This window comes from Pseudomonas sp. Tof1 (genome assembly GCF_055390395.1).
Genome location: NZ_AP024344.1, coordinates 195,505 through 209,516, shown reverse-complemented (window position 1 = coordinate 209,516; position 14,012 = coordinate 195,505). Strand labels below are relative to the sequence as shown.

General features: G+C 65.1%; 13 protein-coding genes. 6 read left to right on the top strand and 7 right to left on the bottom strand.

Features of this window, described 5'->3' with window-relative positions; all coding sequences use genetic code 11:
- The first annotated feature begins 58 nt into the window (after window positions 1–58).
- Window positions 59–979 carry a LysR family transcriptional regulator gene (locus tag ACZ5KU_RS00930; protein WP_054060965.1) on the top strand — a complete coding sequence of 307 codons (921 nt, stop codon included), beginning with the start codon at window positions 59–61 and terminating at the stop codon, window positions 977–979.
- 54 nt (window positions 980–1,033) lie between these two features.
- On the opposite strand, the gene ACZ5KU_RS00925 is transcribed toward ACZ5KU_RS00930, so the two are convergent.
- Window positions 1,034–2,059 (bottom strand): ABC transporter substrate-binding protein, encoded by a 1,026-nt coding sequence (locus ACZ5KU_RS00925; RefSeq protein ID WP_464736730.1) that lies wholly within the window; start codon window positions 2,057–2,059, stop codon window positions 1,034–1,036.
- A gap of 306 nt (window positions 2,060–2,365) precedes the next feature.
- Here ACZ5KU_RS00925 and ACZ5KU_RS00920 point away from each other — a divergent pair, with 306 nt between their 5' ends.
- From ACZ5KU_RS00920 to ACZ5KU_RS00910, 3 genes are read left to right on the top strand one after another with little or no spacing between them, the layout of a single operon-like run.
- The gene (locus ACZ5KU_RS00920; protein ID WP_464736729.1) at window positions 2,366–3,964 is read left to right on the top strand and encodes an ABC transporter permease; all 1,599 of its coding nucleotides are present in this window, start codon (window positions 2,366–2,368) and stop codon (window positions 3,962–3,964) included.
- Window positions 3,961–4,776, top strand: coding sequence for an ABC transporter ATP-binding protein (locus ACZ5KU_RS00915; protein ID WP_054061978.1), 816 nt, complete (start codon window positions 3,961–3,963; stop codon window positions 4,774–4,776). Before ACZ5KU_RS00920 ends, ACZ5KU_RS00915 begins: the two co-directional genes overlap by 4 nt.
- Before the next feature lie 13 nt (window positions 4,777–4,789).
- Entirely contained in the window at window positions 4,790–6,400 is a 1,611-nt protein-coding gene (locus ACZ5KU_RS00910; protein ID WP_464736728.1) for an arylsulfatase, read from the top strand.
- Between the two features lie 122 nt (window positions 6,401–6,522).
- Here ACZ5KU_RS00910 and ACZ5KU_RS00905 read toward each other — a convergent pair whose 3' ends face one another.
- Complete coding sequence (locus tag ACZ5KU_RS00905) at window positions 6,523–7,611, bottom strand: fatty acid desaturase (RefSeq protein WP_419737133.1); 1,089 nt, start codon at window positions 7,609–7,611, stop codon at window positions 6,523–6,525.
- Window positions 7,612–7,707: 96 nt separating this feature from the next.
- On the opposite strand from ACZ5KU_RS00905, the gene ACZ5KU_RS00900 reads away from it, so the two are divergent.
- On the top strand, window positions 7,708–8,712 hold the full coding sequence (locus ACZ5KU_RS00900; RefSeq protein ID WP_054061976.1) for an AraC family transcriptional regulator: 1,005 nt from the start codon (window positions 7,708–7,710) through the stop codon (window positions 8,710–8,712).
- 57 nt (window positions 8,713–8,769) lie between these two features.
- Here ACZ5KU_RS00900 and ACZ5KU_RS00895 read toward each other — a convergent pair whose 3' ends face one another.
- The gene (locus ACZ5KU_RS00895; RefSeq protein WP_054061975.1) at window positions 8,770–9,456 is read right to left on the bottom strand and encodes a Crp/Fnr family transcriptional regulator; all 687 of its coding nucleotides are present in this window, start codon (window positions 9,454–9,456) and stop codon (window positions 8,770–8,772) included.
- An 86-nt stretch (window positions 9,457–9,542) separates the two neighbouring features.
- Between ACZ5KU_RS00895 and ACZ5KU_RS00890 the strand changes: the two genes are divergently transcribed.
- Window positions 9,543–10,067, top strand: a complete 525-nt coding sequence (locus tag ACZ5KU_RS00890; RefSeq protein ID WP_054058216.1) for an Mpo1 family 2-hydroxy fatty acid dioxygenase — start codon at window positions 9,543–9,545, stop codon at window positions 10,065–10,067.
- A gap of 146 nt (window positions 10,068–10,213) precedes the next feature.
- Here ACZ5KU_RS00890 and ACZ5KU_RS00885 read toward each other — a convergent pair whose 3' ends face one another.
- From ACZ5KU_RS00885 to ACZ5KU_RS00870, 4 genes are all read right to left on the bottom strand, one after another.
- Window positions 10,214–11,203 (bottom strand): sulfate/molybdate ABC transporter ATP-binding protein, encoded by a 990-nt coding sequence (locus tag ACZ5KU_RS00885; RefSeq protein ID WP_054058215.1) that lies wholly within the window; start codon window positions 11,201–11,203, stop codon window positions 10,214–10,216.
- Between the two features lie 3 nt (window positions 11,204–11,206).
- Window positions 11,207–12,079 (bottom strand): sulfate ABC transporter permease subunit CysW, encoded by an 873-nt coding sequence (gene cysW, locus ACZ5KU_RS00880; RefSeq protein WP_054058214.1) that lies wholly within the window; start codon window positions 12,077–12,079, stop codon window positions 11,207–11,209.
- Between the two features lie 12 nt (window positions 12,080–12,091).
- Window positions 12,092–12,910, bottom strand: a complete 819-nt coding sequence (gene cysT, locus ACZ5KU_RS00875; protein WP_054058213.1) for a sulfate ABC transporter permease subunit CysT — start codon at window positions 12,908–12,910, stop codon at window positions 12,092–12,094.
- A gap of 83 nt (window positions 12,911–12,993) precedes the next feature.
- Window positions 12,994–14,004 (bottom strand): sulfate ABC transporter substrate-binding protein, encoded by a 1,011-nt coding sequence (locus ACZ5KU_RS00870; protein WP_054058220.1) that lies wholly within the window; start codon window positions 14,002–14,004, stop codon window positions 12,994–12,996.
- Between the last annotated feature and the right edge of the window lie 8 nt (window positions 14,005–14,012).

Genomic DNA, 14,012 nt, shown 5'->3' with positions numbered 1-14,012 from the left:
CTCAAGCCCTGCTCGTCGCAAATACCTTCGAGCTATTTTTCGGATGCCGGGAAAGCATATGGATCTTCGCCAGTTGCGTTACTTCATCGCCCTTAACGAACACCGCAGTTTTGTCCGTGCGGCGGACGCCATGGGCATCACTCAGCCGGCCTTCAGCCGCAGTATCCAGGGGCTGGAGCAGGAGTTCGGCTGCGTGCTGGTGGACCGCGGCAACAAGGACCTGCGCCCCACCCCCGAAGGCCAGGTAGTGCTGCAGCACGCCCTGAGCCTGGTGCAGGGCGCGGCGCTGCTCAGTGCCGAAGTGACGCAGATGACCAAGCTCGATGCCGGCGAGTTGCGCTTCGGTTGTGGCCCGGCACCGGCGGTGAAGCTGGTGCCGGAAGCGGTGGCGCGGTTCCTCAACGCCCACCCGAAGGTGCACACGCGCTTCCGTGTGGATAACTGGGAACGGCTCAGCCGCAGCCTGAGCCGCGAGGAGATCGAGTTCTTCATCGCCGACATCCGTCATTTCGAGGCCGACCCGAATTTCCAGACCCAGGCGCTGCGGCCCCGTGGCGGGGTGTTCTTCTGCCGGCCGGGGCATCCGTTGCTGGCCAAGGAAAGCCTGTCGACCAACGACATGTTCGACTACCCGCTGGCGACCACGCTGATTCCGCCGGGCATTCGCAAGGTGCTGGCGAATCTGAGTGGGCGCACGGACTTTTCGCCGAACATCGAGACCGAGCATTTTCCGGCGCTGGTGAAGATCGTGCGCCGTTCCAACGCCATTGGGCTGGGCAGTCGGGAGGCGTTCGAGGAGGATGTGGAGAAGGATGCGCTGGTACAGCTGCATTGGCGCAACCTGCCGCAAAACATCGAGCACCTGAGCGCGCGCTGCGGCATCGTCAGCCGCACCGGGTTCCGGCTGTCGCCGGCGGCGCGGGCGATGATCGAGACGCTGGTGGCTGTGGATAGCCAGGAGGAACGGGTGGCGGTCTGACTGTCCTGTTCGCGGCGGTTCGCCGCCGCGACAAGCCCTAAAGAGCAACGCTGATCACAGCCCCGCCGCCGCCAGGTTCGGCGCCACCCAGTCCGTCACCTTGAACGGCCGGCGAATCAGCTTCTGATGCGCCGCCAGGTCCACCGAATCCTGCAACTTGCCGAGGAAGACCGGGTCCAGCTGCGAAGGGAAAATTTCGCTCAGTTTCTCGTCCTTGAGGTCCTGTTGCAGAATCACCTGTGGATAACTCGCCAGTCCGGAAACCAGCTGCACATAGGCGTCCTTGTTGTCCTCCCGGGTCAGCCAGTCCACCGCCTGCTGTTGCGCCTTGAGCAGTTGGGCGACCAGTTCCGGGTGGGCATCGACGAACGCTCCCGAGCCCAGCAGCACACTCTGGATGCTGCCCGCACCGCCCAGTGTCCTGGTGGTCACCGGCAATTCGGCCAGGCCCTTGGCCTGCAACGCCGTCAGGTTCGAACCGCCCCAGGACGCATCGACCTGTTTTGCCGCCAGTGCCGCCACCGCCGCGCTGAAGTCCAGGTTGATGACCTTGAGGTCCTTCTCGCTCAGGCCCTGGCTGGCCAGCGCGGCATCGAAGGACAGTTGCGAGGCGGTGCCACGGAACACCGCCACGCGCTTGCCCTTGAGGTCCTGCAGGGAATTGATCCCGGAACCGGGCACCACGCCCAGGTACTGCTTGACCCCGCGTGCGGTCGCACTCAGCAGCCGCGTATCCAGCCCGTTGGACTTGCCGATGATCGCCGCCAGGTCGCCCAGATAGGCAAAGTCCACCTGACCATTGGCGATCGCCTCGTTGATCACCGGGCCGGCGCCCTTGAAGAAATTCCACTGGATCCTGATGCCCTGGTCGGCAAAGGCCTTTTCCAGGATCTGCTGGCTGCGCAGCACATCCACCACGCCCCCGCCGCTGTGCTGGGTGCCGGCGCTCAGGTCGGGCACCGCAATGCGGATCTCCCTGACCTCGGCCGCTGCGCCAGACAGCGACACGCCGCTCAGCACGCCGGCCAGCAAAGGGGTGGCGAACAGCCGGGCAAGACGGCCATTGAACAGGGTTTTCATGGTGGGTGCTCCTTGGTGACAGGCTTCGAGGCGCTGAAGGTAGGCACAGTTCTCACCAACAATAAAATACTAATAATTCACATTTTAGTAACTTTAGGAAATATAAGCCGTCAAACCCCGTCGCTGCGCGGATATGCAGCAAACGCATGGAAAATATTCTCCGAATGCATTGGATGCCTGCTCCACACGAGCCTTAAATGGCCTTTCCTTATCTCTCAATAGAATCGATAAGATTATTTATAGATCGAAGAAGCATATTTACCTTCACGCCGTGCATCGCCCGGAAACCGACAACGGAGGTCCGCCATGGCCCGTGTTTCTCTGCTCAGCCTGCCGCTGACGCTACCGCCCGCCGGGCCCCACCGGCGCTGGCCCAACCTGGGTCGACACCTGTTGCCCTGGCTGCTGCCGCTGGCCCTCGCCGCCTTGTGGTGGACCGCCAGCCGCCAGCACTGGATGAGCCAGCAGATCCTGCCGTCGCCCGCGCTGGTGGCGCAAAGCGCACTGGAGCTGGGCAGCGGCGAGCTGTGGAGCCATTTGTGGATCAGCCTGCAACGGCTGCTGTACGGCCTGCTCGCGGGTGTCGGCCTCGGCGCCCTGCTCGGCGCCAGTCTCGGTTTCAGCCGTCGCGCCGAGCGCCTGGTATTCCCCACCTTCAGTGCCCTGGCGCAGATTCCGACCCTGGCCTGGATTCCGCTGTTCATGGTGTTTTTCGGCATCGGCGAACTGCTCAAGCTGGTGGTGCTGATCAAGGCCATCGTGGTCCCGGTGACCCTGCACACCCTGGTGGGCGTGCGTGATGCCCAACCGCGCCTGCGCGAGGCCGCCGCGGTACTGCGATTGTCGCCCTACCTGCTGGTGCGCCGATTGATCCTGCCCGCCGCGCTGCCGGCGTTCATGGCCGGTTTGCGCCTGGCCCTGGCCGCCGGCTGGACCTCGCTGCTGGCCGTGGAACTGCTGGCCTCCAGCGAGGGCATCGGCTATCTGATGGTCTACGCCCGGCAGTTGTTCATGCTCGATATCGTCTTCGTCTGTATCCTGGTCATCGGTGTGATCGGCGTGCTGATGGATCGCGGCATCGCCCTGCTCGACCGGCGCCTGGTGCACTGGCCGCATCCGGCCACCGCGCAGATTCCCCGGGGCCCGCGTTACCAGGGCTGGCAGCGCCTGCAACCGTGGCTGCTGCCGCTGACGCTGCTGGTGCTCTGGCAACTGGCGAGCGAGCTTGAGTGGATCGACGGCGGCATCCTCGCCAGCCCCCTGGCGGTGCTGCACAGCACCTGGAACGGCCTGCTCGACGGCAGCCTGCCGGGCGGCCTCGGCCTGAGCCTGAAGCGCACCTTCGCCGGCCTGCTGCTCGGCGGTTCTCTGGGCCTGGGCCTGGGCTTGCTGCTGGGCTTGTCGAGGACCTCCGAACGCCTGCTCGGCCCCAGCCTGTCGGCGCTGCGCCAGATCGCGATCTTCGCCTGGGTGCCGCTGATCACCGCCTGGTTCGGCCTGGGCGAAGGGGCCAAGGTGGTGTTCGTCGGCCTCGCCGCGTTCTTCCCACTGTTCATCGCCACCCAACGCAGCGTCGCCAACCTTTCGCCACAACTGACCGAAGCGGCCCGGGTGCTGCGCCTGAACCTCTGGCAGCGGCTGCGCAGGCTGGTGCTGCCCGGCGCCGCGCCGGGGATCTTCGCCGGCCTGCGCCTGAGTCTGGTCTACGCCTGGCTCGGCACCCTCGGCGCCGAATATTTCATGCCGTCCAACGGCGGCATCGGCTCGCTGATGATCGGCGCGCAGCAGTTGCTGCAGATGAACGTGATCATGGCCGGCATGCTCGTGGTCGGCCTCACCGGCGCGCTGATCAACCTGCTCGGCCAACGCCTCGAAACCCGCGCCACCCGCTGGAGACACGCATGAACACAGCACTGGTCAGTTTCAACCAGGTCGGCAAATCCTTCGACGTCGACGGCGCCGAACTGCAGGCCATCGACAATTTCAGCCTGGACATCGGCGAAGGCGAATTCGTCGCCATCGTCGGCTCCAGCGGCTGCGGCAAATCCACCCTGCTGCGCCTGCTGATCGGCCTGGACACCGCCTTTCGCGGCGAAATCCGCGTCGATGGCCGGGTGGTCGACGGCATCGGCAGCGAACGCGGCATCGTCTTCCAGGAGCATCGGCTGTTTCCCTGGCTGACGGTCGAGGAGAACATCGGCCTGGGCCTGGTCAACGAAGCGCTGGACAAGCGCGAACGCCAGCGGCGCATCGAGCAGTTCATCCAACTGGTCGGCCTGGCCGACTTCGCCCGCGCCTATCCGCACCAGCTCTCCGGCGGCATGGCCCAACGCGTGGCGATCGCCCGCGGGCTGGTGGCCAGCCCACGCATTCTGCTGCTGGACGAGCCGTTCGGCGCCCTCGACGCGCTGACCCGCCAGCAGATGCAGGACGAACTGCTGGCGATCCGCGAACGGGCGAAGATCACCACGCTGCTGGTCACCCACGATGTGGAAGAGGCTATTTTCCTCGCCGACCGAGTGGTGGTGATGGAGCCGCGCCCCGGGCGGATCAAGCGCGTGGTCGAGATCGCCCTGCCCCATCCGCGCCAGCGCAGCGGCTTCGAGTTCCACCGCCTGCGCGAGGAGCTGCTGCATGAACTGACCAGCGACGACCACTACCAGCCGCCGCAACCCGAACAGATCCGCGACCTGCCCCTGACCTTCATCGCCTGCTGAGAGGAACCCCGACATGGCGCAACGTCCGAACTTCCTGGTGATCCTGGCCGACGACCTCGGCTTTTCCGACCTTGGCGCCTTCGGCGGCGAGATCGCCACGCCGAACCTCGATGCCCTGGCCCATGGCGGCCTGCGCCTGACCGACTTCCACACCGCGCCGACCTGCTCGCCGACCCGCTCGATGCTGCTGACCGGCACTGACCACCATATCGCCGGCATCGGCACCATGGCCGAGGCGCTGACCCCGGAGTTGATCGGCAAGCCGGGCTACGAGGGCTACCTCAACGACCGGGTGGTGGCGCTGCCCGAGCTGCTGCGCGAATCCGGCTACCAGACCTGGATCAGCGGCAAGTGGCACCTGGGCCTGACCGCCGAACAGGCGCCTCACGCGCGCGGTTTCCAGCGCTCGTTCTCGCTGCTGCCGGGCGCGGCCAACCACTACGGTTTCGAGCCGACCTACGACGAGACCACCCCGGGCCTGCTCAAATCGACCCCGGCGCTGTACATCGAAAACCAGGATTTCGTCGAACGGTTGCCGGCCGATTTCTATTCCTCCGATGCCTTCGCCGACAAGCTGCTGCAGTACCTCAAGGAACGCGACCAGAGCCAGCCGTTCTTCGCCTACCTGCCGTTTTCCGCGCCGCACTGGCCGTTGCAGGCGCCGGCCGAGGTGGTCGCCCGCTACAAGGGGCGCTATGACGCCGGCCCTGAAGTGCTGCGCCTGGAACGCCTGGAGAAGCTGCGCCAACTGGGTCTGGTCGACAGCGCGGTCGAGCCGCATCCGCTGCTCGGCCTGAGCACTGAGTGGGACTCGCTGAGCGAGGAGCAGCGCCAGCGCTCGGCGCGGGCCATGGAGGTGTATGCGGCGATGGTCGAGCGAATGGACTGGAACATCGGCAGGGTCGTGGCTTACCTGCGCAAGCAGGGCCTGCTGGACAACACCTTCATCCTGTTCATGTCCGACAACGGTGCCGAAGGTGCCCTGCTGGAAGCCTTCCCCAAGTTCGGCCCGGAGCTGCTCGGCTACCTGGACCGGCATTACGACAACAGCCTGGAGAACATCGGCCGGGCCAACTCCTACGTCTGGTACGGCCCGGCCTGGGCCCAGGCGGCGACGGCGCCGTCGCGGCTGTTCAAGGCCTTCACCACCGAGGGCGGCATCCGTGTGCCGGCGTTGCTGCACTACCCGCCGCTGACCCGGCCAGGGCAGATCAGCCATGGCTTTGCCACGGTGATGGACATCACCCCGACCATTCTCGACCTGGCCGGCGTGCGCCATCCGGGCAAACGCTGGCACGGCAGGGAAGTGGCGCCGCTGCGGGGCAAGTCGTGGCTGGGCTTCCTGTCCGGCGAGACCGCGCAAGTGCACGACGAACACACGGTGACGGGCTGGGAGCTGTTCGGCCGCCGGGCGATTCGCCAGGGCCACTGGAAGGCCGTGTATATCCCCGGCCCGGTGGGCCCGGCGACCTGGCAGCTATACGACCTGAGTGCCGATCCAGGAGAAATCCACGACCTGGCCGAGGCACAGCCGGAGCGGCTGGCGACGCTGATCGAACATTGGCAGCGCTATGTCGAGGAAACCGGGGTGATTCTCAGCGCGTCGCCGTTTCAGCCGGATTGAGCGTTCCTCGCCCCTGCAAGCTGCACTGATCGTTCACGCTCTGCGTGGCAATTCAGCCTGTAACGCAGAGCATCCAGGGAGGCGTTCCCACGCAGCGCGCGGGAACGATCGAAAGCAGCCCTTCAGCCCTGTACGACCCTCGCCGCCTGTACACGGCCACGTTCCTGGCGGACAAACCGGTTCGCCCGGGCAAAGGTGCCGAAATCATTGAAGCGCACGCCCATCTCGGCCATCACCTTGTGGGCCACCGGCGCGGTCATCTGGCGAAGGTAGAAGGGTTCCTTGACCACGAAGTGATGAATGCCGTGGGTGCTGCCGAAGTTGAAGCAGAACGCCTGCAGCGGCCATAGCCACCATGGGTTGAGCACCTGGGTCTGCTGGATCACGTTGCCCGGCTCGACATCGCCGTAGTAGTGCATGTTCGAGCTGATGAAATGCAGGCAGAAGGTACGCAGCACGTTCGGCCCGATGATCACCACCGCCGCGATGTCGATCACCCGCATCGTCGCCAGGGTCCCGGCCGACCAGTCGATCGAGGTCCCCAGCAGCGCGGCGACGCCGTTGGCGCCATGGAACCCGAGGAACACATACCAGGCGCCCCAGTGCAGCAGGGCCAGTGGTGCATAGACCAGCACCACACGCTTGAGAATGGCGCGCCGGTGCGCCCAGCTCTTCGCCCGGCCTGCGCGGATCAGCGCCGACATCACGTTGTCGCCGACCATCAGCAGCCGCGCCAGCCCCCACGGCTCGCCGTTGGTGATCGCGCGCTCCTCCATGTCGGCCTCGGTGCCGGAAACCTTGTGGTGGTTGAGGTGCAGGTGACGGCGCACCCAGGGGTTGATGGTGCTCGGCCGCGCCAGCCAGACCAGCGCCAGCATCAGGTTGTGCGGCACGCGCCGCCTGCGGAAATACATGCTGTGGATCAGGTCATGCTCCAGCTCGTGGGTCAGCGAGGCGAGGAAGGCGTTGACCAGCAGGCACGCCCACCAGGCCAGGTAGCCCTCGATATAGAGCGCCGCCGAGCCGATCATGCCGGCCAGGGCGAAGGCCAGGATGCCCGCGCCGATGGCGTCCTGGTGATTGAGCAGCGGGTAGCGCCGACGCAGTTCGACGCCCCGGGCCAGCACCACCTCACGAATGCGCGCGCAGCGCTGCTGATCGTCCAGCGCCTGAACATTCGTGGCCTGGGGACTTGCGCAAACACCTTCCATGATTCCATCCTCTGGTCATTGATGTTCGCATCTTGCGCCGTAGCATCTCTGAAGGCCGTAGCCGCGAACGCCAACCCGTTGACCGGACGCGCCAACATGCCTGAACCGACTTCGCTTTCCAGCTGGACCCGCGCCCTGCGCAAGCAGCTCGACGCCCTCGGCCTCGACAGTGCCGCCCTGTGCCGCGAGGCCGGGGTCGACCCGCAACTGATGGACGATCCCAACGCCCGCTACCCGCTGTCGGCCACCACCCGTCTCTGGCAGTTGGCAGTGCAGGCCAGCGGCGATCCGGCGATCGGCCTGCGGGTGTCGCGGTTCGTCAGCCCGACCACCTTCCATGCCCTCGGCTATGCGCTGGTCGCCAGCGGCAGCCTGCGCGAGGTGTTCGAGCGCATCGTGCGCTACCACACGGTGGTCAGCGATGCCCTGGAGCTGGAACTGAGCCGTGAAGGCGAGCGCTACCGCTTCAGCCTGCGGGTGCCCAAGGGCAGCCCGGAGCCGGCCCCGGAAGCCATCGATGCGTTCGCCGCGATCTACGTGCGCACCTGCCGCAACCGCCTGGGCCGCGAATACGCGCCGTTGGCGGTGCACCTGCGGCGGGCCGAGCCGACGGACCCCAAGCCCTGGCACACGGTGTTTCGCGCGCCGGTGTTCTTTGCGGCCGCGCAGGATTGCCTGGAGTTCGCCTGCAGCGATTTCGACAGCCATCTGGACGACGCCAACCCGGAGCTGGCCGAACACAACGAAGCGGTGCTGAACCGCACCCTGGCGCAACTCAAGCCGCTGACCTGGGAGCGCAAGGTGCGCCAGGCCATCGAGGCGCAGTTGCCGGAGGGCGAGCCTTCGGCCGAACGCATCGCCCAGGCCCTGCACCTGAGCCTGCGCAGCCTGCAACGGCACCTGGCCGACGAGGGCTGCCGCTATGACACGCTGCTCAACGAATGCAGGGAGAACCTGGCACTGCTGCACCTGCGCGATCCGCAGTGTTCACTGAGCGAGATCAGCTACCTGCTCGGGTTTGCCGATACCAGCAGCTTCAGCCGGGCGTTCAAGCGCTGGACCGGGATGACGCCGGGGCAGTTTCGTGACGGGTTGCGTTGAGGCCCTGCAAACTTCGTCAGGTTCAAGAGCCTATTCGCGGCGGTGCGGCGTCACACCTCAATTGCTGGCCGCATGACGCAGGCGCGCCAGGTCGGTGATGATGATCTCGCCGTAGTTCAGGCGCAGGATGCCTTCGTCCTCAAACCCCTTGAGGATCTGGTTGGTGGTCTGCCGCGACAGCGACAGCATCAATGCCAGCTGGTCCTGGGACAGCGGAATCAGTTGCCGCGAATGGTTGAGTTCGCCATAACCCTCGGCAATCTGCAGCAGCCGATGGGCCAGCCGCTCGCGGGCCGGCAGCAGGCTCAACTGCTCCAGGCCGATGAAGGTCAGCCGCAGCTTCTGGCTCATCAGCAGGGCGAAATGCCGCCAGTACTCCGGGTGCTCGTCCAGCAGTTGCAGCAGCACACCCTGCGGCACCTGCAGCAGGATGGTGTGGCCCACCGCATAGGCATCGTGGGTACGCGGCAGGCCGTCGAACAGCGAGATCTCGCCGAACCAGTACGGCAGTTCGATCACGCTCAGCAGGGCCTCCTTGCCCTTTTCGCTGACCGCGCCGACCCGCACCGAGCCTTCGAGCACCGCGTACAGGCCACAGGGCGGGTCGCCGCGCTTGAACAGCCGCTGGCCGGGCGTCAGGCGTCGGCCCTTGGCTGCCGCCAGCAGGCTATCCTGCAAGTGAGCCGGCAGATTGCTGAACCAGTGACCCGTCAGCAGGCGTGAACGCCAGGCAGATACTTCCATGGGAACTCCGAGACGATTGTCGGGTAGCCGACAGCGCAAAGTTTTCGAGCAGGGCATGATCCCATCACCCTACAGGAGGAATAACAATGAAAAACCTCGTCGAGCATCTCAGTCAATATGCGGCGTACCACCGTGATCCGCGGAACATCGCCAGCCATTTCATCGGAATTCCGCTGATCGTGATCGCCGTCGCGACCCTGCTTTCAAGGCCGGGATGGCCGGTGGCCGGGCTCTGGCTGACCCCCGCAGTGCTTCTGACGGTGGCTTCGGCCTGGTTCTATCTGCGTCTGGAAGTGGCTCTTGGGGTACTGATGACGGTGCTGCTCGGCCTATCCGTTTGGCTAGGCCAGATCATTGCCGCGCAGAGCACCCTGGTCTGGTTGAGCAGTGGGATCGGTCTGTTCGTGCTCGGCTGGGTGATCCAGTTCATCGGGCATTACTACGAAGGGCGCAAGCCGGCGTTCGTCGACGACCTCAGCGGGTTGATCGTCGGGCCGCTGTTCGTGGTGGCCGAGCTGGCGTTTCTGCTCGGGTTGCGCAAGGCGCTCAAGCAGGAGATCGAGGCGCGGGCGGGGGGCGTACGGTTGCGCGAGAAGCGCGCGGCGGCCTGATGGTTTGGTGGTGTTTGGCAGGGCCTCTTCGCGGGCAAGCCCGGCGCCTGCGGATTTGAGATGTCCATCGCTCTTGTGTACGACGCGTACCTGGTAGGAGCCGGGCTTGCCCGCGAAGAGGCCAGCAAGCCCTGCAACCTTGAGGGTCAGACGTTCGCCAGCTTCTGCCAGACCTTGGGCTTGAAGAACAGCGTCTCGCCCCGCGCCAGGCCGATCAGGCTGTCGTGGTCCTTGACCACCTCGGCCTCGATCAGTTCGCTCTGGCCTTCCACCTTCAGCGTCACCCGGGTCGTCGCGCCCAGCGGACGGATGTCGCGCACTTCAGCGACATGGTGATCCTCCAGCTCATGGCGCGACAGCGACACTTCATGCGGGCGGAACAGCACGTGGTGGTCCTCGCCCAAGTGCAACCGGTTCGAGTCCCCGAGGAAGTGGTAGACGAAGTCGCTGGCCGGGTTCTCGTAGACCTCGCCCGGTGAGCCGATCTGCTCGATCACGCCCTTGTTCATCACCACGATGCGGTCGGCGACTTCCATCGCCTCTTCCTGGTCGTGGGTCACGAACACCGACGTCAGGTTGATGTCTTCGTGCAGCCGCGCCAGCCAGCGACGCAACTCCTTGCGGACCTTGGCATCCAGCGCGCCGAACGGTTCGTCCAGCAGCAGCACCTTGGGTTCCACCGCCAGGGCACGGGCCAGGGCGATCCGCTGGCGCTGGCCACCGGACAATTGTTCCGGGTAGCGGTCGGCCAGCCAGTCCAACTGCACCATGTTCAGCAGTTCGTGGACCTTGGTGGCAATCTGGCTTTCGTTCGGCCGCTGGCTCTTGGGCTTCATGCGCAGGCCGAAGGCGACGTTGTCGAACACCGTCATGTGGCGGAACAGCGCGTAATGCTGGAACACGAAGCCGACGTTGCGATCGCGCACGTCATGGCCGGACACGTCTTCGCCGTGGAACACGATGTTGCCGGCATCCGGGGTTTCCAACCCGGCGATGATCCGCAGCAGGGTGGTCTTGCCGCAGCCGGACGGGCCGAGCAGGGCCACCAGTTCGCCGCTGCTGATATCCAGGTTGATGCTGTTCAGGGCCTTGAAGGCGTTGAAGTTCTTGCTGACGTTACGGACTTCGATCGACATGACTTATTCCTCCGCGGCGCTGGCGCGCAGGCGGTTGATACGGTTTTCGCTCCACTGCTTGAGCAGCAGGATGAAGAGCGCCAGGATCAGCAACAGGCTCGCCACGGCGAACGCGGCCACGTGGTTGTATTCGTTGTAGAGGATCTCGACGTGCAGCGGCAGGGTGTTGGTCACCCCGCGAATGTGCCCGGAAACCACCGACACCGCGCCGAACTCGCCCATCGCCCGCGCCGTGCAGAGCACCACGCCGTAGATCAGGCCCCACTTGATGTTCGGCACGGTCACATGCCAGAACATCTGCCAGCCGTTGGCGCCCAGCAGCCGGGCGGCCTCTTCTTCCTGGGTGCCCTGCTCCTGCATCAGCGGGATCAGTTCACGGGCGACGAAGGGCACGGTGACGAAGATGGTCGCCAGGACAATGCCCGGCAGGGCGAAGACGATCTGGATGTCATGGTCGGCCAGCCACGGACCGAACAGGCCCTGGGCACCGAACATCAGCACGTAGACCAGGCCGGCGATCACCGGCGACACCGAGAACGGCAGGTCGATCAGGGTCACCAGGATGCTCTTGCCGCGGAAGCTGTACTTGCTCACGCACCAGGCGGCGCTGACGCCGAACACCAGGTTCAGCGGCACCGAGATCAGCACGGCGATCACCGTCAGCTTCAGCGCCGACAGGGCATCGGGCTCGAAGATCGCGGTGAAGAAAGCCCCCAGGCCGTTCTTCAGGCCCTGGGACACCACGATGAACAGCGGCAACAGCAGGAACAGGGCGAAGATCAGCCAGCCGAGGCCGATCAGGATCCGCCGCGAGGTGGCACTGCCACGCCGGGCGGCATTGGCCGAAGACGCGGCGGCAATGGACGATTGGGACATGTTCGCGCCTCCTTATGGGGTTTCGATACGCCGCTGCAGCAGGTTGATCAGCAGCAACAGGACAAAGGAAACCACCAGCATCAGCACGCCGATGGAGGTCGCGCCGGTGTAGTCGTACTGGTCGAGCTTGACCATGATCAGCAGCGGCAGGATCTCGGTCTTCATCGGCATGTTGCCGGCGATGAAGATCACCGAACCGTACTCGCCGACACCGCGGGCGAATGCCAGGGCGAAGCCGGTCAGCCAGGCCGGCAGCAGCGCCGGCAGCAGGACATGGCGGAACACCTGCAGGGGCTTGGCGCCCAGGCAGGCGGCCGCCTCCTCGACTTCACGGGGAATGTCGGCCAGTACCGGCTGTACCGTGCGAACCACGAACGGCAGGGTCACGAAGGTCAGCGCCAGGGTGATGCCCAGCGGGGTGTAGGCGATCTTGAAGCCCAGGTCGGCGGCGAACTGCCCGACCAGCCCGGTGGGGGTGTACAGCGCGGTCAGCGCGATACCGGCGACGGCGGTGGGCAGGGCGAACGGCAGGTCGACCATCGCATCGATGATCTTGCGGCCGGGGAAGGTGTAGCGCACCAGCACCCAGGCCAGCAGCGTGCCGATGACACCATTGATGACCGCCGCGTACAGCGCGGTGCCGAAACTCAGCTTCAACGCCGCGATCACCCGCGGTGCCGAGATGATGTTCCAGAACTGATCCCAGGTGAGTTGGGCGGCATGCACGAACATCGCCGCCAGCGGTATGAGCACAATCAGGCTGAGGTACACCAAGGTGTAGCCCAGCGTCAGCCCGAAGCCGGGTATGACGGGGGAGATACGACGCGACATAAAAGTCCTTGGTTTTGACGCACAAAAGCCCCGAACGGAATCCGGGGCCCTGGGCTTGGCTTATTTCAGTTTACCGACCCCGATCACTGGGCCTGGTAGATCTTGTCGAACACGCCACCGTCATTGAAGAATTTCGGTTGGGCAGTTTTCCAGCCGCCGAAGTCCTTGTCGATAGTCACCAGTTGCAGTTTGGGGAACTGCTTCTCGTACTTGGCGGCAACCTTCTCGTCACGCGGACGGTAGAAGTTCTTCGCGGCGATTTCCTGACCGGCCGGGCTGTACAGGTGCTTGAGGTACTCGGTGGCGATCTCGGTGTTGCCCTTCTTCTCGGCGTTCTTGTCGACCACCGCCACGGGCGGCTCGGCGAGAATCGACAGGGACGGCACGACGATGTCGAACTTGTCGGCGCCGCCATCTTCCTTCAGTGCCAGGAACGCTTCGTTTTCCCAGGCCAGCAGGACGTCGCCCTGGCCATTGTTGACGAAGGTGATGGTCGAGCCGCGGGCACCGGTGTCCAGGACCGGCACGTGCTTGAACAGCTCCTTCACGTACTCTTCGGCCTTGGCTTCGCTGCCACCGGCTTTCAGGCCGTAGGCCCAGGCGGCGAGGAAGTTCCAGCGGGCGCCGCCGGAGGTTTTCGGGTTCGGGGTGATGACCGACACGTCTTTCTTGATCAGGTCGCCCCAGTCCTTGATGCCCTTGGGGTTGCCCTTGCGCACCAGGAACACGATGGTTGAGGTGTATGGGGTGCTGGCGTCCGGCAGGCGCTTCTGCCAGTCCTCGGGCAGGGTCTTGCCGAGCTTGGCGACTTCGTCGATGTCACCGGCCAGGGCCAGGGTCACCACGTCGGCGCGAAGACCGTCGATCACCGCACGGGCCTGTTTGCCGGAGCCACCATGGGACTGCTGGATCTTCACGTTGTCGCCGGGGTGGGCCTGCTTCCAGAAGCTGGTGAATTCGGCGTTGTAGTCCTGGTACAGCTCACGGGTCGGGTCATAGGACACATTGAGCAGTTCGTAGTCCTTGGCAACGGCGGAACCGGCAAACACGGCGCTGGCGAGCGCGGCCAGGGCATAACGGCGAATCGACGACATGGTGAAGC

Excerpts from the sequence above, each read along its gene's own strand:
- ACZ5KU_RS00930 (WP_054060965.1), top strand. The coding sequence starts at position 59 with ATGGATCTTCGCCAGTTGCGTTACTTCATCGCCCTTAACGAACACCGC.
- ACZ5KU_RS00925 (WP_464736730.1), bottom strand. The coding sequence starts at position 2,059 with ATGAAAACCCTGTTCAATGGCCGTCTTGCCCGGCTGTTCGCCACCCCT.
- ACZ5KU_RS00920 (WP_464736729.1), top strand. The coding sequence starts at position 2,366 with ATGGCCCGTGTTTCTCTGCTCAGCCTGCCGCTGACGCTACCGCCCGCC.
- ACZ5KU_RS00915 (WP_054061978.1), top strand. The coding sequence starts at position 3,961 with ATGAACACAGCACTGGTCAGTTTCAACCAGGTCGGCAAATCCTTCGAC.
- ACZ5KU_RS00910 (WP_464736728.1), top strand. The coding sequence starts at position 4,790 with ATGGCGCAACGTCCGAACTTCCTGGTGATCCTGGCCGACGACCTCGGC.
- ACZ5KU_RS00905 (WP_419737133.1), bottom strand. The coding sequence starts at position 7,611 with ATGGAAGGTGTTTGCGCAAGTCCCCAGGCCACGAATGTTCAGGCGCTG.
- ACZ5KU_RS00900 (WP_054061976.1), top strand. The coding sequence starts at position 7,708 with ATGCCTGAACCGACTTCGCTTTCCAGCTGGACCCGCGCCCTGCGCAAG.
- ACZ5KU_RS00895 (WP_054061975.1), bottom strand. The coding sequence starts at position 9,456 with ATGGAAGTATCTGCCTGGCGTTCACGCCTGCTGACGGGTCACTGGTTC.
- ACZ5KU_RS00890 (WP_054058216.1), top strand. The coding sequence starts at position 9,543 with ATGAAAAACCTCGTCGAGCATCTCAGTCAATATGCGGCGTACCACCGT.
- ACZ5KU_RS00885 (WP_054058215.1), bottom strand. The coding sequence starts at position 11,203 with ATGTCGATCGAAGTCCGTAACGTCAGCAAGAACTTCAACGCCTTCAAG.
- cysW (WP_054058214.1), bottom strand. The coding sequence starts at position 12,079 with ATGTCCCAATCGTCCATTGCCGCCGCGTCTTCGGCCAATGCCGCCCGG.
- cysT (WP_054058213.1), bottom strand. The coding sequence starts at position 12,910 with ATGTCGCGTCGTATCTCCCCCGTCATACCCGGCTTCGGGCTGACGCTG.
- ACZ5KU_RS00870 (WP_054058220.1), bottom strand. The coding sequence starts at position 14,004 with ATGTCGTCGATTCGCCGTTATGCCCTGGCCGCGCTCGCCAGCGCCGTG.